Source organism: Streptomyces sp. NPDC005141, from assembly GCF_053599975.1.
Map to the genome: position 1 here is coordinate 45,556 of NZ_JBSFYW010000029.1, position 20,866 is coordinate 66,421.

The 20,866-nt window shown below is 70.2% G+C and carries 11 protein-coding genes; 3 read left to right on the plus strand and 8 right to left on the minus strand.

Features of this window, described 5'->3' with window-relative positions:
• Nucleotides 1-91 precede the first annotated feature (91 nt).
• Both secA and ACWD68_RS22840 read right to left on the minus strand, forming a co-directional pair.
• Nucleotides 92-2,854 (minus strand): preprotein translocase subunit SecA, encoded by a 2,763-nt coding sequence (gene secA, locus ACWD68_RS22835; protein ID WP_451808277.1) that lies wholly within the window; start codon nucleotides 2,852-2,854, stop codon nucleotides 92-94.
• A gap of 120 nt (nucleotides 2,855-2,974) precedes the next feature.
• Nucleotides 2,975-4,906, minus strand: coding sequence for an acyl-CoA dehydrogenase family protein (locus ACWD68_RS22840; RefSeq protein ID WP_451808278.1), 1,932 nt, complete (start codon nucleotides 4,904-4,906; stop codon nucleotides 2,975-2,977).
• Between the two features lie 438 nt (nucleotides 4,907-5,344).
• Here ACWD68_RS22840 and ACWD68_RS22845 point away from each other — a divergent pair, with 438 nt between their 5' ends.
• On the plus strand, nucleotides 5,345-6,358 hold the full coding sequence (locus ACWD68_RS22845; RefSeq protein WP_451808279.1) for a LacI family DNA-binding transcriptional regulator: 1,014 nt from the start codon (nucleotides 5,345-5,347) through the stop codon (nucleotides 6,356-6,358).
• A 188-nt stretch (nucleotides 6,359-6,546) separates the two neighbouring features.
• Nucleotides 6,547-8,610: a glycoside hydrolase family 31 protein gene (locus ACWD68_RS22850; RefSeq protein WP_451808280.1), complete on the plus strand. Its 2,064-nt coding sequence runs from the start codon at nucleotides 6,547-6,549 to the stop codon at nucleotides 8,608-8,610.
• A gap of 28 nt (nucleotides 8,611-8,638) precedes the next feature.
• On the opposite strand, the gene ACWD68_RS22855 is transcribed toward ACWD68_RS22850, so the two are convergent.
• The 6 genes from ACWD68_RS22855 to ACWD68_RS22880 form a co-directional block, all read right to left on the minus strand.
• Nucleotides 8,639-9,355, minus strand: coding sequence for a glycoside hydrolase family 12 protein (locus ACWD68_RS22855; protein ID WP_451808281.1), 717 nt, complete (start codon nucleotides 9,353-9,355; stop codon nucleotides 8,639-8,641).
• Nucleotides 9,337-11,700 carry a glycosyl hydrolase family 95 catalytic domain-containing protein gene (locus ACWD68_RS22860; RefSeq protein ID WP_451808282.1) on the minus strand — a complete coding sequence of 788 codons (2,364 nt, stop codon included), beginning with the start codon at nucleotides 11,698-11,700 and terminating at the stop codon, nucleotides 9,337-9,339. The genes ACWD68_RS22855 and ACWD68_RS22860 overlap by 19 nt, the downstream gene beginning before the upstream one ends.
• The gene (locus ACWD68_RS22865; protein ID WP_451808283.1) at nucleotides 11,697-13,703 is read right to left on the minus strand and encodes a beta-galactosidase; all 2,007 of its coding nucleotides are present in this window, start codon (nucleotides 13,701-13,703) and stop codon (nucleotides 11,697-11,699) included. The genes ACWD68_RS22860 and ACWD68_RS22865 overlap by 4 nt, the downstream gene beginning before the upstream one ends.
• A 148-nt stretch (nucleotides 13,704-13,851) precedes the next feature.
• Complete coding sequence (locus ACWD68_RS22870) at nucleotides 13,852-14,778, minus strand: carbohydrate ABC transporter permease (RefSeq protein WP_451808284.1); 927 nt, start codon at nucleotides 14,776-14,778, stop codon at nucleotides 13,852-13,854.
• A gap of 5 nt (nucleotides 14,779-14,783) precedes the next feature.
• Nucleotides 14,784-15,863, minus strand: a complete 1,080-nt coding sequence (locus tag ACWD68_RS22875) for an ABC transporter permease (RefSeq protein ID WP_451808285.1) — start codon at nucleotides 15,861-15,863, stop codon at nucleotides 14,784-14,786.
• Nucleotides 15,864-15,889: 26 nt separating this feature from the next.
• The gene (locus ACWD68_RS22880) at nucleotides 15,890-17,569 is read right to left on the minus strand and encodes an extracellular solute-binding protein (RefSeq protein ID WP_451808286.1); all 1,680 of its coding nucleotides are present in this window, start codon (nucleotides 17,567-17,569) and stop codon (nucleotides 15,890-15,892) included.
• A gap of 362 nt (nucleotides 17,570-17,931) precedes the next feature.
• On the opposite strand from ACWD68_RS22880, the gene ACWD68_RS22885 reads away from it, so the two are divergent.
• A complete protein-coding gene (locus ACWD68_RS22885) occupies nucleotides 17,932-20,784 on the plus strand; it encodes a glycoside hydrolase family 3 C-terminal domain-containing protein (RefSeq protein ID WP_451808287.1) in 2,853 nt (950 codons plus the stop codon).
• The last annotated feature ends 82 nt before the right edge of the window (nucleotides 20,785-20,866 follow it).

Genomic DNA, 20,866 nt, shown 5'->3' on the forward strand with positions numbered 1-20,866 from the left:
CGCGCGACGTCGACGCTCCGCTCGGGCGGCGGCGGGCGGGTGCGCATCGGCGGGGGTTCCGGCGGGGCCGGGCGCCTTACTGATCCGCAGGTCAGCGCTTGCGGCGGCGCCTGGCCCTGGATCGCGGCGGCCGGGCGCGGTTCCGGGCGGGTGGGCCGGCGGTGGGTTCGGGGGCGGTCGGCGGGGGCGCGGATTCCTCCGTTCGGGCGAACGCGCCTTCGACCATGCCGTCCGCCGTGTCGAGCGTCGGCGCGGTGAAGGTGAGGCCGCCGGTGCGGTCGCGGCGTTCGAGGGTCTCGGTGGCCGGGGCCGCGGCGTCGAGGTTGAAGACGTAGCCGACGGACTCCTCCTTGATCGCGTCGGTCATCGCTCCGTACATGTCGAAGCCCTCGCGCTCGTACTCGATGATCGGCTCGCGGCCGAGTGTCCAGCGCAGGCCGATGCCGTCGCGCAGGTAGTCCATCTCGTAGAGGTGCTCGCGCCACTTGCGGTCGAGGACGGAGAGGACGACGAGGCGCTCCAGGCCGCGCAGGGTCTCGGAGCCGAGTTCCGCCTCGCGCTCCTCGTAGCGGGCGCGGACGTCGTCGGTGACCGTCTCGACGATCAGCTCGGTGGTCAGGTTGTCGCGGCCGCCCTCGCGGTCCTCCAGCTCCTCGACGGTGATCCCGACGGGGTACAGCTGCCCGAGCGCGCCCCACAGCCGCTCCAGGTCCCATTCCTCCCCGAAGCCCTCGCCGGTCTCCTGCTCGATGTACCCCCGGACGGTGTCCTCCATGAAGTGGACGATCTTGGCGCTCAGGTCCTCGCCGTCGAGGACGCGGCGGCGTTCGGCGTAGATGAGCGTGCGCTGCCGGTTGAGGACCTCGTCGAACTTCAGGACGTCCTTGCGGGACTCGAAGTGCTGCTGCTCCACCTGTGCCTGGGCGGAGGCGATGGCGCGGGTGACCATCTTGTTCTCGATGGGTACGTCGTCGGGGACGTTCGCCATGGCCATCACGCGGTCGACGACGTTGGCCCGGAAGAGCCGCATCAGGTCGTCCTCGAGCGAGAGGTAGAAGCGGGAGGCGCCGGGGTCGCCCTGCCGGCCCGAGCGGCCGCGCAACTGGTTGTCGATGCGCCGTGACTCATGGCGCTCGGTGCCCAGCACGTAGAGTCCGCCGAGTCGCTTGACCGCTTCGTGCTCGGCCTCGACCGCGGTGGTGATCCGGTCGAGCACACCGCGCCTCTCCTCCGGGTCCGCGTCCTCCCCGGTCTCGGCGAGGGCCATGGCCTCCGGGTTGCCGCCGAGCATGATGTCGGTGCCGCGGCCGGCCATGTTGGTGGCGACGGTGACGGCGCCCCGGCGTCCCGCCTGGGCGACGATCTGTGCCTCGCGCTGGTGGTTCTTGGCGTTGAGGACCTCGTGCCGTATCCCTTGCCTCCGGAGTCGCGCGGAGAGCACCTCCGACTTCTCGACCGAGGTGGTGCCGACCAGGACCGGCTGGCCGAGCTCGTGCTTCTCGGCGATGTCGGCGAGGATCGCGGCGTACTTCGCCTCCTCGGTGCGGTAGATCTGGTCGGGGTCGTCGCGCCGGACCATGGGCCGGTTGGTGGGGATCGGCACGACGTGCAGCTGGTAGATCTGGTGGAACTCGGCCGCCTCGGTCATGGCGGTGCCGGTCATGCCGGCGAGCTTGTCGTAGAGGCGGAAGAAGTTCTGCAGGGTGATCGTGGCGAGGGTCTGGTTCTCGTCCTTGATCGTGACGCCTTCCTTGGCCTCGATGGCCTGGTGCAGGCCTTCGTTGTAGCGGCGGCCGGCGAGGATGCGGCCGGTGTGCTCGTCGACGATGAGCACCTCGCCGTCCACGACGACGTAGTCCTTGTCCTTCCTGAAGTGCTCCTTGGCCTTGAGGGCGTTGTTGAGGTGCCCGATCAGCGGGGTGTGGTCGGCCTCGTAGAGGCTGTCGATGCCGAGCTGGTCCTGGAGGTACTCGATGCCGCGGTCCAGGATCGCCACGGTGCGCTTCTTCGGGTCGTACTCGTAGTCGTGCCTGGTCCGCAGTTCGGCGAGGCGGTCCTTGTCGGACGGCGTGGTGAACTGCTCCTCCTGCACCCGTACGCCCGTCATGTGCCGCGCGAACGCGGCGAAGGCCTCGTACCAGTGCGTCGGCTGGTCGGCCGGACCGGAGATGATCAGCGGGGTGCGCGCCTCGTCGATGAGGATCGAGTCGGCCTCGTCGACGATCGCGAAGTGGTGCCCGCGCTGGACGAGTTCCTCCTTCGACTGGGCCATGTTGTCGCGGAGGTAGTCGAACCCGAACTCGGTGTTGGTGCCGTAGGTGATGTCGCAGGCGTACTCGGCGCGCCGTTCGGCGGGGGTCGACTCCGTCCTGACGACGCCGACGGTCAGTCCCAGGAAGCGGTAGGCGCGCCCCATCCACTCGGCGTCGCGCCGGGCCAGGTAGTCGTTGACCGTGACGAGGTGGACGCCTTGGCCGGTGAGGGCGTTCAGATAGACCGGGAGGGTGCCGACGAGGGTCTTTCCCTCGCCGGTCTGCATCTCGGCGATGTTGCCGAGGTGGAGCGCGGCTCCGCCCATGATCTGTACGTCGAAGTGGCGCATGCCGAGGATGCGGCGGGACGCCTCGCGCATCGCGGCGAAGGCCTCCGGCAGCAGGTCGTCGAGGCTCTCACCGGCGGCGTAGCGCTGCTTGAACTCCGGCGTGAGCGACTGGAGTTCCTCGTCGGCCAGCGCTTCGAACTCTTCCTCCAGGGAGCCGACCTGCGCCGCGACGCGTTCGAGGCGGCGCAGCATCCGGCCCTCGCCCGCCCGCATGATCCTGCCGGTGATGGCGTCGAGACCTTTTCCTGGCATGGGGACTCCTCGGCGCAGCTGCCGTTCCCGTTCGCCGTTCCGTTCATTGTTGACGCACGGCTCCGGTGCGGCAAGCGGCGGAAGGGCGAACGGGACCGTTGTGCATTACCGGGGAAAAGGTCAGCGAATGGGCCGGTGGACGTTTTCCCGTTGGCTCGGGCCGGGCGTCGCGTCGGCGATCCAGGGGCCCTCGCCGGACGGGTCGATGACACCTTCCTCCAGCCAGGTGTAGGTGCCCGACAGAACGCCCTTGACCACCTTGGCGTCGAGGTCGTCGGTGTTGGTCCACAGGCGTCCGAAGAGTTCGTCGACGCGGATGCGGGACTGGCGGCAGAAGGCGTCGGCGAGCTGGTAGGCCTCGCGGCCGTGCTCCCCGGTGGTGCGCAGGAGTTCGGCCCGTACGCAGGCCGCGCTCATCGCGAAGAGCTCGGCACCGATGTCGACGATCCGGCCCAGGAATCCCTGCTTGGTCTCCATGCGGCCCTGCCAGCGCGACATCGCGTAGAAGGTGGACCTGGCCAGCTTGCGTGCGCTGCGTTCGACGTACCGCAGGTGCGGGGAGAGGTCCACTTCGTGGTGGAACTCGTTGAACGAGCGCGGGAGCTGACCGGCTCCGGCGACCAGCCTCGGCAGCCACTTGGCGTAGAAGACACCGGCGTTCGCGCCCGCCTTCGCCTTGTCCGAGAGGGTCTTGTCGGGGTCGATGAGGTCACCGGCCACCTTGAGATGGGCGTCGACGGCCTCCCGGGCGATCAGCAGATGCATGATCTCCGTGGAGCCCTCGAAGATGCGGTTGATGCGCAGGTCGCGCAGGACCTGTTCGGCGGGGACGGCGCGCTCGCCGCGGGCCGCCAGCGACGCGGCCGTCTCGAATCCGCGGCCGCCGCGGATCTGGACCAGTTCGTCGGCCATCAGGCAGGCCATCTCGGAGCCGTACAGCTTGGCGAGGGCGGCCTCGATGCGGATGTCGTTGCGGTTCTCGTCGGCCATCTGCGACGACAGGTCGAGGACGGCTTCGAGGGCGAAGGTGGTGGCCGCGATGAACGAGATCTTGGCGCCGACGGCCTCGTGGAAGGCGACCGGCTTGCCCCACTGCTCGCGCGCCGCCGACCACTCGCGGGCGATCTTCAGGCACCACTTGCCCGCGCCCACGCACATGGCGGGCAGCGAGAGGCGGCCGGTGTTGAGGGTGGTGAGGGCGATCTTCAGGCCCGCCCCCTCGGGTCCGATGCGGTTCGCGGCCGGCACCCGCACCTGGTGGAAGCGGGTGACGCCGTTCTCCAGGCCGCGCAGGCCCATGAACGCGTTGCGGTGCTCGACCGTCACTCCCTCCGAGCCGGCTTCCACCACGAAGGCCGTGATGCCGCCCTTGTGGCCCTCGGACTTCGGAACGCGGGCCATGACCACGAGGAGGTCCGCGACGACGCCGTTGGTCGTCCACAGCTTCACCCCGTCGAGGACGTAGTCGTCGCCCTCGGGTACGGCGGTCGTGGCGAGCCTCGCCGGGTCGGAGCCGACGTCCGGTTCGGTGAGCAGGAAGGCCGAGATGTCGGTGCGGGCGCAGCGCGGCAGGAAGGTGTCCCGCTGCTCCTGGGTACCGAAGAGTTTCAGCGGCTGCGGTACGCCGATCGACTGATGGGCGGAGAGCAGCGCGCCGATCGCCGGGTTCACGGAGCCGACCAGGGCGAGGGCCTTGTTGTAGTACACCTGGGTGAGGCCGAGCCCCCCGTACTTGGTGTCGATCTTCATGCCGAGGGCGCCGAGTTCCTTGAGCCCGTTGATGGTCTCGTCCGGAATCAGCGCCTCGCGCTCGATCCGGGCGGAGTCGATCTTCGTCTCGCAGAAATCACGCAGTTTGGCCAGGAACTCCTCGCCGCGCTGGGTGTCCTCGTCGGCGGGTAGTGGGTGCGGGTGGATCAGGTCGAGCCGGAAGCGGCCGAGGAACAGCTCCTTGGCGAAGCTGGGCTTCTGCCAGTCCTGTTCCCGCGCAGCCTCGGCGACCTGCCGGGCTTCGCGTTCGGTGACTGTGGGCTGGTGGGGTGTTGCGGACATGAGGCTCACCTCGCCGCGAATAGGGATCTTGGGGCTGTTCGTTACCGACCGGTTCTACTCGATCGTATTTACCTGATTCCGGGTGACCCCACCAGTCCTCGCGCAGCGTTCGGCCCAATGGGCGCCCGCCGGGACACCGACCGGGGTGCCGACCGAGACCCCAGCCACCTGGGCCCCGGCCCAGGCCCCCGCCTTCCCGGACAGGCACGTCGACGGTATTGCGCCAAAGGTCCCTTCCGGGGGACGGTCTGTGTACGCCGGTCGGGGGGCCGACACACGCTCACGAGGGCGCCGAACCGCATTCAGGAATTTCGCTGTCGAAGCGCTTCGACAACCTATGGACACGCTTCCTCCACCGGGCTAGTGTCGAGCCACCCTCACTCGCCCTATCCGCATCACGCGCACTGTCGAAGCGCTTCACAAAGCTTGGAGAGCTGGATGGTCACCCTCGCCGAGGTCGCCCAGCACGCCGGAGTCTCGGCGAGCACGGTGAGCTATGTCCTCAGCGGCAAGCGGTCCATCTCCGCGGGGACCCGGCAGCGGGTCGAGCGGAGCATCCAGGACCTCGGCTACCACCCGAACGCGGGCGCCCGGGCCCTGGCGAGCAGCCGGTCCAACATCATCGCGCTGATGGTTCCGCTCCGCACCGACATGTACGTACCCGTGATGATGGAGATCGCCATCGCGGTGGCCACGAGCGCCAGGACCCACGGGTACGACGTCCTGCTGCTCACCGGCGAGGAGGGGCCCGACGCGGTACGCCGGGTCACGGGCAGCGGGCTCGCCGACGCGATGATCCTGATGGACGTCGAACTCGACGACGAGCGGCTGCCGCTGCTGCGCGAGACGGACCAGCCGTCCGTGCTCATCGGCCTCCCCGCCGACACCACGGGCCTGACCTGCGTCGACCTCGACTTCGGAGCGACGGGCGCGCTGTGCGCCGAGCATCTCGCACTGCTCGGCCACCGTGACATCGCTGTCATCGGCGAGGCGCCCGCCGTCTACGAGCGGCACACCGGCTTCGCCGAACGCACGCTCGACGGACTCCGTTCCCGTTCACGGGAGCTGGGCCTGCGCGTGCTGCACCGCCCCTGCGAGGGCGGCTACGACGCGATGGCCCTCACCCTCGCCCGCATCCTCGACGAGCGCCCGGGCACCACGGGCTTCGTCGTCCAGAACGAGTCGGCGGTCGAACCGCTGCTCGCGCTGCTGCGCCAGAAGGGCCGTGCCGTGCCCGAGGACGTGTCGGTGATCGCGATCTGCCCGGACCAGGTCGCCACCCAGGCCTCGGTGCGGCTGACCTCGGTCGCCATTCCCGCGCAGGAGATGGGCCGGCACGCCGTCGAGCATCTGATCGCCAAGCTCGAAGGACACGGCAAGGACGAAGTCGTGCTGATCGCACCGGAGTTGACCGTTCGGTCGAGCACGGGGCCGGCCCCGGCCGCTCCCTGACCGGTCCCCCTCCCCTCCCCCTGACCCGGAACCTTTCGAGGGCGCTCCCGCAGACCCCTCCTCCCACCACCGCGTCCCCTGCCCGGGCACCTTCCTCGCACCCGCGCGCCCCGTCCCGGGCACCTCCCTGTCCGCACCCCTCCCTGTCCGTACCCCTTCATGTCTGCACTCCTTCAGGAGCACACCACGTGAATCAGCCCGCCGAAACCCAGCCCCAGGTCAGCCTCGCGCAGTCCTCCCCGACCGTCGGCACGTTCCGTGAGCGGGACGGCGCGCTGGAGTGGAGCGGCCGCACCGAGACCCTTCGGATCGAGCCCTGGGGCCCCGACGCCGTCCGGATCCGCGCCCGTCTCGGCGGCCCCGTGCTCGAATGCCTGCCCGGAGCCCTGATCGACGAACGGCAGGCAGCCGAGAGCACGGTCGAACTCCGCGGCAACGAGGGCCGGTTGACGGTCGGCGCGCTGACCGTCGAGGTGAGCGCCGAGGGGCTCCTCCGCTTCACCCGCACCGACGACGGCGGTGAACTCCTCGCCGAGGAGCGCGCCCACTTCTGGTGGCCCGGCCCGCGGCTTTACACCCCGACCGGCAACGGCCACCACCGCCTGGAGCAGCGCTTCGCCGCCTACGACGGCGAGAAGCTGTACGGCCTCGGGCAGCACCAGCACGGGCTGTTCGACCAGAAGGGCGCGGTCCTGGACCTGATCCAGCGCAACGCCGAGGTCACCATTCCGGTGCTCACCTCCAGCCGCGGCTACACCCTCCTGTGGAACAGCCCGGCCATCGGGCGGGTGGAGCTGGCGGGCAACGGCACCCGCTGGGTCGCCGACTCGGCCCGCCAGATCGACTACTGGATCACCGCGGGCACCCCGGCCGACGCCCAGCGCCGTTACAGCGCGGCGACCGGTCGTACGCCGATGCTGCCCGAGTGGGCGGCCGGATTCTGGCAGTGCAAGCTGCGCTACCGCACCCAGGACGAACTCCTCGACGTGGCACGGGAGTACAAGCGCCGGGGCCTGCCGCTGTCCGTCATAGTCTGCGACTTCTTCCACTGGACCCACCTCGGCGACTGGAAGTTCGACCCGGCCGAGTGGCCCGACCCGGCCGCCCTGCAGGCCGAACTCGCCGGACTCGGCATCAAACTGGTCGTGTCGGTCTGGCCGTCGGTCTCCCCGCTCTCCGAGAACCACCAGCTCATGGAGCAGCGGGGCTACTTCATCGGCACCGAGTACGGACCGATGGCGCACGCCGACTGGCCGGACAAGCAGGTCGCTTCCACGGTCCAGGTGGCCTTCTACGACGCCACGAACCCCGAGGCACGCGACTTCCTGTGGTCGCGGGTGAAGGACAACTACCTCGATCCGTACGGCATCTCGGCCTTCTGGCTGGACGCCTGCGAACCGGAGCTGAAGCCGGGCTTCTCCGAGAACCTGCGCTATCACGCGGGCCCGGGTCTGGAGGTCGGCAACCTCTACCCGCGCGAGAACGCCCGCACCTTCCACGAAGGCCTGTCCGCGGCCGGGGAGACCGAGATCATCTCCCTCAACCGCTCGGCCTGGGCGGGCAGTCAGCGGTACGGGGCCGCCCTGTGGTCCGGTGACATCGGGACCGACTTCGCGACCCTGCGCCGCCAGATCGCCGCGGGCCTCAACACCGCGCTGTCCGGTATCCCCTGGTGGAACACCGACATCGGCGGCTTCCACGGCGGCGACCCGGACGACCCGGCGTACCGCGAAGTCATGGTCCGCTGGTTCCAGTTCGGCGCGCTGTCCCCGCTGATGCGGCTGCACGGCTTCCGCGATCCGGGCCTGCCCCTCGGTCCCGACATGACCGGCGGCCCGAACGAGGTCTGGTCGTACGGCGAGGAGGCCGGCGCGATCATGGAGAAGTACCTGCGGCTGCGTGAGCGCCTGAAGCCGTACGTGCTGGACGTCATGCGCGAGGCCCACGAGGAGGGGCTGCCGGTGATGCGCCCGCTGTTCCTGGAGTTCCCGGACGACCAGGCGGCCTGGTCGGTGGACGACGCCTATCTCTTCGGCCCGGACCTGCTCGTCGCGCCGGTCCTGACCGCGGGCGCGACGGCCCGGACGGCATACCTCCCGGCGGGCGCGCGCTGGACGGACGCGTGGACCGGGAAGACGTACGAAGGGGGCGCGTCCGTGACGGTCGACGCGCCGCTGGACCGGATCCCGCTCTTCCTGCGGGACGGAGCACACCTGCCGGTGGCCGAACAGCCGGATGCGGCCGGCCTCTGAAGGGGCCGGCCGCACCGTCACGCGGTGATCAACTGCTGCTGACCGTCAGGTTGTTGGTGGCGAAGTCGAGGCCGCCGGCGGACGAGGTGATCTCGAAGCCGAACTGCACGTCGCCGATGGTCTCGCCGCTGGACATCCAGCCCTTGGTGTTCGCGATCCACCTCAGGATCGGGAGGATGTTGATGGTGCCGGACGTGGAGTCCGAGCTGCGCAGGAACGAGAAGACGTCGTTCGCGCCGTTGTTGCCCTTGTAGACGGTCCAGGTGTTGCCGTTCAGGGTGAGCGTGCCCTGCGAGGTGCCGAGGGCGCCGACGGCGCCGTTGTAGTTGACCCAGAGCATGGTCTCGTAGTCGTAGTCGGTGTCCCAGATGTCGTAGGACGTGTTGTACGAGCCGGCGGACGGGACGGTGACGTTGTAGGTGCTGGTGAGGGACGACAGCCCCGAGATCGTCTTGCCGACGTACTTCTTGGAGTTGGGGTAGGACTTGATACCGCCGGTGTTGGGGTGGTTGGCCCAGACTCCCCAGTTGGTGCCGGAGTTGGCCCAGACGCACTGGCTGCCCGCGCCGGAGCCCCAGATGTTGTTGTAGAGCGTGTACCCGTTGAGGGTGGTGTTGCCCCACTGGTCGCAGGAGGACCAGACGGCCGCCTGGGCGGGGGCAGCGGTGAGGCCGATCGTCGCGCCGAGCGCGAGCGCTGGAGCGACGAGAGCCTTGGTGATCCTGTTCAGTGTGCGAAGTGCCATGGTGTCCCTTCCATGGGTGGGGGGAGTGCGGGGGTCCACCGCGGCCCCAGGGTGAGGACGCGGTCTTCTCCGGCGCTCAGTGAGAGCGGTCGCGCGCCGGCGGAAGTCTGCAGATCGATGCGGCAGGTGCGGCCCGGTCGCAGCACGGCCGTGGCACCGTCGGGAGTCCAGGTGAGGTCGACCTCCGCGCCGAACCTCGTCCGGATGCCGCGGAGTTCGCCGCTCGGGAGGGCGGCCGGGAGCGCGGGGAGCAGGACGAGACGCTCCGGCGTGGAGTGGATCAGCGCCTCGATGAGCACGGCGGGCAGCGTGTGGGCGGCGTCGGCGTTGTAGACGTGCCGGTTCGGGTAGTGGCCGCTCATCAGGGAGACGTGGAAGAAGTCCCCGGCCAGGACGTTGTCGAGGGCGCCCGCCACGCGTTCCGCGTCCCCGAGCCGGGCGGCCACCAGGGCGTGGTGGAGGTGGCCGTGCGCCGAGTCGTTCTCGGCGCCGCGCAGTTCGAGGGCGCGATGGGCCGCTGCGGCGAGCTCGGGAGTGTCGTACGGGTTGATCTCGTCGAGGGGCCAGACCCCGTAGAGGTGGCTGAGGTGCCGGTGGTCGTAGCTGTCGTCGAGTCCGGGCCGGGCCCACTCGGCCAGCGCGCCCTCGGCGTTGATCCGGTGCGGCGGCAGCCGGTCGGCGAGCGCGCGCCAGCGCTCCGCGTCGGGCCCCGGGTGGTACGCGGCCGCCGTGCGCAGGGCGTGCCGGGCCGCCGAGAGATCCATGGCGGCGTTGACGGTGATCCATCCGGCGTTCGCGGGACGGTTCTCCGGGGAGTACGACGGCACGATCACCAGGTGGCCGTCGTCGTCGGTCCGGGTCAGGAAGTCCTCGTAGAAGCGGGCCGCCTCGGCGAGTGCCTCGGCCAGCCGCGGGTCACGTTCGCCGCGGGTCTCGTCGTGGTCCACGAGGGGTTTGAGCAGCCAGTCGGCGCCCGCGGTCCACACATGCAACGGGTACGCGCGGCTGAGGTGGTAGATGTGGCCGGACTCTCCGTCGGTGTGGGCGGGAGCCACGACGCCGCGTGCGCCGAAGACCGCCCAGGCGTTGTCCCGCCAGTGCGGCAGCTGGCCCTGGATCAGGGCGGCATGGGCCTCGGTGACCTCGGGGAGGGCGGCCGCGGCGGCCGACGCGGTCTGCAGATTGAGGTTGGCGTCCGTGGTGAACGCCCCGGACCAGGCGGTGTCCCAGTCGCCGGTCCAGAGCCCGGTCAGCCGGGGCGGCAGCGTGCCGGCCGCGGAGAGCAGGTGGTGGCGGCCGGCCGCGAAGAGCCGTTCCAGGAGGGCGGGGCTCTTCGGGCGCCGGATCAGTTCCGAGCCGGGAAGGGCCCGTTCGGACGGATCGGCGCGCAGGTCGAGGGTGACACGGAGGTACGCGGCGCGGTGCAGGGCGGTGTGGCGGGCGAGCAGGTGGGCGTAGGCGCGCTCGGCGTCGTCCTCGGCGTGGCCGGCCTCGGGCAGCAGTTCCCGCAGCGCGCGGACCTCGGCGAGAACGTCCAGCTCACCCGGGTGCCGGCGCACCCGGGTGAGCAGCAGCATCGAGCGGGCGCCCCGGACTCGTACACCGGGGAGGGCGGGACGGGTCCGGCCGTCCGTGACGAGGAGCGTGACGCCGGTGTACGCCAGGTCGCTGCCCGGATAGCGGGCGCGCAGCGTGAGCAGGGCGCCCTCGGGGGTGAGGACGGCTCCGTGCCCCACGGCCAGGTCGGCGGGCGCGCCCGGCAGCCGGTGGTCCAGCGTCACGTCGAGGGTGAGGTCGGGGGCGGTCACGTACTGCGCGATCACGTCGTCGGCGCGCGAGACGAAGACCTCACTGCGCCGGTCGTCGCACAGGGCGTGGACGACACCGGTGGTGAAGTCGGCCTCCCGCCGGTAGGCGCGCCACTCCGCGGCCGGGCGGCGCAGCCGCACCTGAAAGGCGGGGTGGAAGGGCTGCACCCACAGCAGCGGCCGTCCGTCGGTGAAGTCCTCCCCGGCGGTCACGTCTCCGGCCAGCAGCCGGTCCTGTACGTCGGTGAGGCGGTCGGCGAGTTCGGGCGGGCGCGCGTCCGCGCTGCCGTTCGGACGGATCAGACGGTGATGGTTGACGATCATCCGATCGTCGTTCGGATCACCGAACATCATGACGCCGTGTGTGCCGTTCCCGCTCAGGAAGGCGTCCTCCCAGCGGGCGGCGGGCCGGGGTTCCCAGGTGCCGTGGACGGGTGCGTCGGTACGGGCGCCATCCGTTCGGGTGGCGGCGATGGGGGCTCGTTCGCTTCGGGCACCCGCGCCGGGAGCGCCGTCGGCGTGCGTGCGGTCCCTCATGGCGCGAGCACCACCGCTCCGTGGCGCTCCAGTCGTACGGAGCCGGTGAAGGACGCACCGCCGAGCAGGTCGCGGTGACTGCCCGGGACCTCGACGGTCACCGCTTCGCGCCCATGGTTGAGCAGGAAGAGCAGATCGCCGCGCCGTACGGCCTCTACTCGGTCGGGCAGTCCGTCGAGCACCGGCCGGATGCCCGCGCCGTCCGCCGCCCCGGCCAGCAGTTCGCGCAGGGCCGCCGGTTCGGGAAGGGTGGAGAGGTACCGGGCGGTGCCCTTGCGGAGCACGGCGGGCAGTCCGTCCAGCTCACCGCCCCGGTAGCGGGTCTCGACGACCGCTGTCCCGTCCGGCTCGATCTCCTCGGACCAGAGCGTGCCCGAGAAGCCGTCGCACGCCGCGGTCTCCCCCGCGTCCAGCGGCCACCACTCGTGCAGCGTGCGGATGCCGAACAGCTCGCGCAGCCGCTCGTCCATGCCACCCGGCCGCACCCGGTCGTCCTCGTCGGCGACGCCGGTGAGGAAGCCGCAGACGAGCGTCCCGCCCGATCGCACGTAGGCGAGGAGGTTGTCGACCGCCGTGTCCGTGAGCAGATACAGCTGGGGCACGACGACCATGCGGTAGGCGGAGAGGTCGTGCCCGGGATGCGCGAACGCGGTGGTGAGGTGGGCCTCCCACAGGGCGCGGTGCCAGGCCCGTACGACCTCGGTGTAGTCGGCCTCCGAGGACAGCCGGCCGTCCTGTGCCCCCGCCCACCAGGAGTTCCAGTCGTGCAGGATCGCGATGTCCGAAACGACATGACTATCCGCCACATATGAGCTGATCCGCGCCAGTTCGGCGCCGATCTCTTTGATCTCCTGGAAGGTACGGCCCCGCTCCCCCGCGTGGCCGATCATCCCCGAGTGGAACTTCTCCGCGCCCTGCCGGGACTGCCGCCACTGGAAGTAGCAGACGGCGTCGGCGCCGCGCGCCACGGCCTGGAGCGACCACAGCCGGTTCAGGCCGCGCGGCTTGGGGTGGTTCACGCCGCGCCAGTTGACCGCTCCGGCCGCCTGTTCCATGAGCATCCAGGGTCCGCCCGAGGCCTGGGAGCGCGTCATGTCCTGGACGAGCGCGCCGTTCTGCGCGCCGAGGGGGTCGCGCGGGTCCGGATAGAGGTCGACCGAGACGACGTCCTCCTCCGCGGCCCACCGCCAGGCGTCCTGGCCGACCCACATAGGCATGAAGTTGCTGGTCACCGGGGTGTGCGGGCTGTGGCGGCGGACGATGTCCCGCTCGGCGACGTAACACTCCAGGAGCATGTCGGAGGTGAACCGCTTGAAGTCGAGCACATGGGTCGGGTTCTTCATGTAGTGCGCGTGGCGCGGCGGCAGCACCTCGCGCCAGTCGTCGTAGCCCTGGCTCCAGAAGGCCGTTCCCCAGGCCGTGTTGAGCGCTTCGAGAGTTCCGTAGCGGTCCTGGAGCCAGCGCCGGAAGGCGGTGGCCGCCTCGTCGCCGTAGTCGAAGGTGCAGTACTCGTTGTTGATGTGCCACATCGTGAGAGCGGGATGGTTCGCGTAGCGGGCGGCCAGGTCCTCGGTGATGGCCGCGGCACAACGGCGGTAGACGGCGCTGGAGTGCGAGAAGTGCTGCCGGGAGCCCCACCATTCGGTGCGGCCGTCCTCGTCCCGGGGCAGCGTCTCGGGGTGCAGCCTGCCCATCCAGGGGGGCGGTGAGGAGGTGGGGGTGGCGAGCACGACGCCGATGCCGTGCTGGTGCATCAGATCCATCAGCCGGTCCAGCCAGCCGAACTCCCGTGCTCCCGGGCGTGGTTCCAGCCTGGCCCAGGAGAAGACACCGAGGGTGACGGAGTTGACGCCGGCCTCCTTCATGAGGCGTACGTCCTCGTGCCAGGTCTCCTCGGGCCACTGCTCGGGGTTGTAGTCGCCCCCGAAGAGGATGCGGCCCCGGGTGGCGTCGCTCAGACTCGGCCGCCCGGACTCGGGACCGGTTCCGCGGGGCGTGCGCATGACCTACCTCGATCGGCGAGAGGAGAGTGGAGTGTGGACCACCGCGGCCGACCGCCGGTCAGGAGCAGGTCGGCCGCGGCGAGTGGAAGGGTGCGGCGGAGCGAGGGGTGCGGGAGGCCGCCCGAGGCGGTCCTTCACGGTCCCGGGGTCAGCCCTTCACGGCCCCGGTGAGCATGCCCTTCTTGAAGTGCCGCTGGACGAAGGGCGAGAGGACCGCCACCGGCAGCAGCGCCATCACCATGACGGCCATCTGGATCGCGAGCGGCGACAGTTGGCCGGTGTTGATCTGGGTGGCGAGTCCGACGGGACGCTCCTGCTTCTGCACCAGCTGGATCATGACGTTCTGCAGCGGCATCATGTCCTGGTCGGTCAGGTAGATGGAGGCGTTGAACCAGGCGCTCCAGTAGCCGACCGCGTAGAACAGCGAGATCACCGCGAGGACCGCCCGGGAGAGCGGCATCACGATCTGCCACAGGATGCGCCAGTCGCCGGCGCCGTCGATGCGTGCGCTGTCGACGAGTTCGGGCGAGATGCCCATGAAGAACGCACGCAGCACCAGGATGTTGAAGACGCTGACCGCGCTGGGGAGGATCAGCGCGAGATAGGAGTCGGTGAGGCCGAGAGCCTGCACCAGCAGATAGGTGGGGATGAGTCCGGCGCCGAAGAACATCGTGGCGAGCAGCAGCATCAGGAGCCAGCGGTGGCCGAGCGAGCCGATGCGCGAGAGCCCGTAGGCGCACAGGACCGAGACCGCCATGCTGAACAGGGTGCCGACCAGGGTCACGCCGACGCTGACGAGCGCGGCGCGCTGTACCTGCCCGCCGGTGAGCAGCTCCTTGTAGGCGACGAAGGTAACGCCCTTGGGGATGACCACCAGGCCCCCCGCCGCGTCGATGGTCTTCTTCGACTGGAGGCTGGTGACGATGACGATCCAGAGCGGGAAGAGGATCGCGAAGGCGGCCAGGGTGAGAGTGAGCCCCTTGCCCGCGAGGCCGGCCTTCGAAGGCTCCTCCTCCCAGGGCGGCCGGGGCGGCGCCGCCCAGCGGCCGGGCCTGTCGCGCGGTTCGTACGTCACGGCGGTCACTTCTTGTACACCCCCTGCTCACCCATGAGGTGGGCGACCTTGTTGGCGGTCAGGACGAGCCCCAGGCCGACGACACCCTTGACGAGTCCGGCGGCGGCCGCGTACCCGAAGTCCTGGTTGCGGATGCCGTTCCACCACACGTACGTGTCGAGGACTTCGGAGGCTCCGGGGCCCACCGAGTCGCGCTGGAGCAGGAGTTGCTCGAAGCCGACGGTGAGCGCGTCGCCGACGCGCAGCACCAGGAGCAGGGCGATCACCGGGCGCAGGGCGGGCAGCGTGACGTGCCACATCCGCCGCCATCGCCCGGCCCCGTCCATGGCGGCGGCCTCGTACAGGTCGGGCGAGACGGCCGAGAGGGCCGCGAGGAAGACGATGATGCCCCAGCCCGCGTCCTTCCAGACTCCCTCGGCCGTCACCAGGAACTTGAAGATCCCCGGGTCGGTCATCAGGTCGATGCCCTGGTGCCCGTGTTGGCGCAGGGTCTGCGCGATGATGCCCGCCCCGCCGAAGATCTGCTGGAAGACGGTGACGACGAGGACCCAGGAGAAGAAGTGCGGGAGGTACATGACCGCCTGGGCGACCGCCCGGACCCGGGGCCTGACCACGCTGTTGATGAGCAGCGCGAGCAGCACCGGGATCGGGAAGTACAGCACCAGCTGGAGGAAGAACAGCACGAAGGTGTTCTGGACGGCGTGCCAGAAGGCCGAGTCCGCGAAGATCCGCTGGAAGTTCTCCAGGCCGACCCAGGGGCTCTCGAACATCGCGACGAACCCGTTGTCGCTCAGATAGGGGTCGTAGTCCTGGAAGGCGACGACATTGCCCAGGACCGGTATGTAGGTGAAGACGAGGATCAGCGCGATCGCGGGCAGGGTCATCAGGATCAGGGTGCGGTCGCGTCTGAACCGCAGCCGGAAGCTCGGCCTTCCGGCGTCCTGTCCGGTCCTGCGACCGGCCCGCCGCCGGGCGGCGCGCCCGGTGGCGCCGTCCGGCGGACTCCCGTCCGGCGGACTCCCGTCCGGGCTCGTCCCGCCCGCCTTCGCCCCGGCCCTGCTCCGAGGCACCGTGCTGTTGGACACGGCCTTCTCCTTGCCTCAGTCCTGGGTCACTTGGCCGCGGAGCCGTTGTCGTCGAGCAGCTTCTTGTACCAGGCGCGCAGGTCGTCGCCGCCCTTCTGCTTCCAGTCCGCGACGGCCTGCTGCATGTCGCCGATCTTCTTGCGGCCACGGACGATGTCGTCCTCCAGCTGCTCGAAGTCGTTGGCGAGGTTGGTCCACCGGTTGGGCTCGGTGATCGTCAGGCCGTAGAAGGAGGACTTCTTGGTGAAGGCGCCCATGCGCTGCTGCCACTCGACCTGGAGCTTGGCGATCTCCGGCAGATCGGGGTGGGCGAGGTAGGCGGCCGGGTCACCGGTGTAGTCGTAGGCGCCGTTGACCTCGTTGGTGCCCTTGGTGGTCTTGGTGGGCAGGCCGCCCTTGAGCGTGTAGTCGGTGCCCTCGACGCCGTACACCGTGAGCATGTACTCCTTGGTGCCGTACGGCGCCGCGCAGAAGTCGGCGAGCGCGAGGAAGTCCTTGATCTGCTGCTTGGACGCCTTCTTGCTGACGAAGGTGAAGATGCCCGCGGGCTGGGTCGCCCAGAGTGTGGGGTCGCCGCCGTCGGGGCCGAAGATGTCGAACGCGCCCATCTCGAAGTCCGTCTTCTGGGTGCGCTGTTCGGCCGTCGAGCCGTACCAGTAGGACAGATCGCCGTTGAAGACGAGGGACTGGCCCGCGGTGAAACGGTTGGACGCGTCGCCCTTGACGGCCTTGGCGTCGGGGTGGACGACGCCTGCCGCGTACAGCTTGCGCGTCCACTCCAGGGCTTCGAGGTACTCGTCGGTCTCGATCCGGTTGACCAGTTTGCCGTCCCGGAGGTCCCACCACAGCGCCTTGTCACTGCCGTTGAGGACGCCGTAGATGTTGAACGCCGTCCACTTGAGGTCGTCGCAGGCCCACACCTTGGCCTTGGCGTCGGTGGCCTCCTTCGCCCAGGACAGGAACTCGTCGGGCGACTTGGGCAGGGTGAAGCCCTTCTTGGCGAAGATGTCCTTGCGGTAGAAGGGCGCGATGTTCGTGACGTACGAGGCCGGCATCGGGATCGCGCGCAGCCGGCCGCCGAAGATGGAGCGCTGCCATGCGTCGGTCGGTACGGCCGCGAGGTTCGGGTAGTCCTTGACCTTGTCGCCGGACAGATACGGCCCGAGATCGGCGAACTTGGCGTTCACGGCGCTGGGTATCTTGCCGTTCAGGTTCCAGCCCGGGACGACCACCACGTCCGGGATGTCGCTGGAGGCGAGGATCGCGCCCAGCTTCTCGTCGTAGGTGTTGCCGTCCTGGTTCTGCCAGGTCACCTTGACGCCGATGGCCTCGTTCATGGCCGTGTAGTACGCGTTGTCGTTGGACGGCGGGCTGCCCCAGAACGGCGACATGATCTTCAGGTCGCCGCCGGCGCCCAGCTTCTTCGGGACGGACGTCTTCAGCGTGTTCAGGTCGATCGCGCGGGTGAACCCCGCCGCCGATCCGTTCTTCGACGGAAGGTCGGGCGTGACGACGCTCGACGCCACGAACGTCGGAAGGATCTTCTGGGCGTCCTTCCCCGAGGTGGTGCCGTCCTTCTTGCCGTCCTGTCCGCCGCCGCAGGCGGCGAGCAACGGCATTCCGCCGGCCACGGCGGCCGCTGCGACCGCCGTGGAGGCGAGGAAGCTTCTCCGGCTGGGGGCGGAGGTGGCGGAGTTCGGCGTCATTGCGTCAACCCTTCATGGCGCACAGCAGGACACCCGGCGGTGGAGCCGTCGGCTGCGGTGTCTTGAGTGGATCTGGCTGAGCTGAAGCGGTCATCGGAGGACTGTGCCCTCCAGGGAGGGAAGCCCGACAGTCGAAGCGCTTCGATGTTGCTGCGAGGTTAGGTGAACGCCTGGGGGTGCACAAGGGTCGACCCCAAGATTCCTCGGAGGGGTCACGCAACTGAGCGGCTCCGTCTGGGACTTGACATCGCCGCCGAGAATCGGAGTTTTGCGCCCGGGTGTCTTGACACCCACCCCTCGTTCGATCGAGCATCGAAGCGCTTCGAAAGTGCCCCGCCGCTCCATCGCAAAGGGATCACCACGTGACCGCACAGACGCCACCCATGCCGCCATTTCGTGACGCGAGCCTGCCGTTCGCGAAGCGCATCGACGACCTGCTGGCGCGGCTCACCCTCGACGAACGGATCGCGTTCCTGCACCAGTTCGCGCCCGCCGTCGAGCGGCTCGGCGTGCGGGCCTTCCGCACCGGCCAGGAGGCGCTGCACGGGGTCGCCTGGATGGGTCCTGCGACGGTGTTCCCGCAGGCTGTCGGGCTCGGCGCGACCTGGAACGCGGATCTCGTGCGCCGGGTCGGGGAAGCCGTCTCCTCGGAGGTCCGCGCGATGCGCGCCCGCGACGACCGCGTGGGCCTCAACGTCTGGTCCCCCACGGTCAATCTGCTGCGCCACCCGCTGTGGGGCCGCAACGAGGAGGGCTACTCGGAGGACCCGGGGCTCACCTCCGCCATCGCCACCGCGTACACCCGTGGGCTGCGCGGCGACCATCCGACCTATTGGCGCACGGCGCCGGTCCTCAAGCACTGGCTCGCGCACAACAACGAGACGAGCAGGGACACTTCGTCCTCGTCCGTCCGCCCGCGCGTGCTGCACGAGTACGATCTGCGGGCCTTTCGCGCGACCGTCGAGGCGGGCGCGGTCGCCGGCGTGATGCCCGCGTACAACCTGGTCAACGGCCGTCCCAACCACGTCTCGCCGTATCTGCGCGAGCAACTGCGCGTCTGGACCGACCAGGAGATGCTGGTCTGCTCGGACGCGGGCGCGCCCTCCAACCTGGTCGACTCCGAGCACTATTTCGACACCCACGAGGAGGCCACCGCCGCGGCGGTCCTCGCCGGCGTCGACAGCCTCACCGACCACGGCACGGACGGCTCGCGGATCGCCGAGCGCGTCCGGGGCGCCCTGGCCCGGGGCCTGTTGAGCGAGGCGGACATCGACGCGGCGGTCCGCCGCCAGCTCTCCGTGCGCTTCCGGCTGGGCGAGTTCGACCCGCGCCTCGACCCGTACGCCGACACCAAGGACTTCGACACGCCCGCCCACCGCGCACTCGCCCGGGAGTCCGCGGAGCAGGCGATCGTCCTTCTCAAGAACGACGGCCTGCTGCCGCTCGGCCCCGGCGTCCGCGTCGCGGTCGTCGGCCTGCTCGCCGACGAGTGCAAGCTCGATTGGTACAGCGGCACACTGATCCACCGCTCGACCCCGCTGGAGGGCCTGTACGAGCGCTTCGGCGCCGAGCGCGTGGACTTCGCCGAGGGCGTGGACCGCGTACGCCTGCGGACGTCGTCCGGCGGGTATCTCGCGGTGCCCGCCGACGACGGCGGGTCCGACGGGACGCACGGCGCCGAGGGCGCCCTCGACCCGGCGCTGCTCGCGGGCCGCACGGACCTGCCCCCGCTGACCGCCGACGCCATCGGCACCGAACTGGCGCTGATCGACTGGGGCGAGGGCGTCCTCACCCTGCGGGCCCCGGACGGCCGCTTCCTCTCGGTCGCCGACGACGGCTTCGTCCGCGCCTCCGCCGACCAGCCGGGCGGCTGGGTCGTCCAGGAGACCTTTCGCCTGGAACCCTCCGCATCCCATGAGAACGGCCACCTCCTGAAGCACCTGGGGACGGGCAGGTACGTCTCTGTCGCCGCCGACGGCGTGAAGGTTGCCGAGGGGGAGCCCGGGAACGCCGAGATCTTCGAGCTGGAGTTCGGCGAGCGCGGCGAGGACGCGGTGGCCCGCGCCGCCGCCTCGGCCGACGTGGTCGTCGTCGTCGCGGGCAACGACCCGCACATCAACGGCCGTGAGACCGAGGACCGTACGACGCTGCGGCTGCCCGCCCATCAGGAGCGGTTGCTGCGCGCCGCCCGCGCGGCGAACCCGGACACGGCGCTCGCCCTGGTCTCCGCCTATCCGTACGCGGTCGACCACGCCGAGCTGCCCGCCGTGCTGTGGACCGCGCACGGCGGCCAGGCGGCCGGCACCGCGCTGGCCCGCGTCCTCGCCGGTGACGTCTCCCCCGCGGGCCGCCTCCCGCAGACCTGGTACGCCGGGGACGACGATCTGCCCGGTCTGCTCGACTACGACGTGATCGGCGGCCGGCAGACCTACCTCTACTTCGAGGGAACTCCCCTGTTCCCCTTCGGACACGGCCTGTCCTACGCCTCGTTCGCCTACGCGGACCTTCAAGTCCGGCGGAACGCCGACGTGTTGACGGTCTCGTGCACCGTCACCAACACCTCGGCGGTGACCGCCGACGAGGTCGTCCAGCTCTACACCCGCGCGGTCGCCCCGTCCGTGCCCCGCCCGCGCCGCGAGCTGGCGGCCCACCGCAGGTTCCGGCTCACCCCGGGCGCCTCGACGACGATCTCCTTCGAACTCCCTCTCTCGGCGCTCGCGTTCTGGGACGTGGCGCACGGCCGTCACCGCCTTGAGCCGGGCGCGTACGAGCTGCTGGTCGGCGCCTCCAGCGAGGACATCCGGCTCAGCGCGACCGTCGAGCTCGAGGGCGAGCCGGGTGCACCCCGCCCGGTCCTCGAACGCGGCCTGGACGCCGCCGACTTCGACGAGCAGCGGGACACCGTCATCGTCGACCGCACGAAGGCGGCGGGCGACGCGGTGACCCCGGTGGGCGGTGGCAGGGGCGAACTCGTCTACCGGGGCTGCGACTTCGGCGGGGGCGCCACTCGGATCACCATCGATGCGGCGGGCGAGGGTGTCGTCGAACTCTCCCTGGACGGCGGCCCGCCGGTCGCCGAACTCCCACCGGTCGCGACGCGGGGGGCCTACGACTACCGCACCCTCGCCGCCGCGTTCACCGCGGACGGCGTGCACGACGTCCGCCTCGGACTGCGCGGCCCCGTACGGCTCGCGCACGTCGGCTTCTCCGGCTGAGGGTCCGGAGGAGCCGGCGCAGGGGTCCGGCACCGGAAGGCATCGGTGCCGGGCCCCTTCATCGGTGACGTTATCTGAAAAC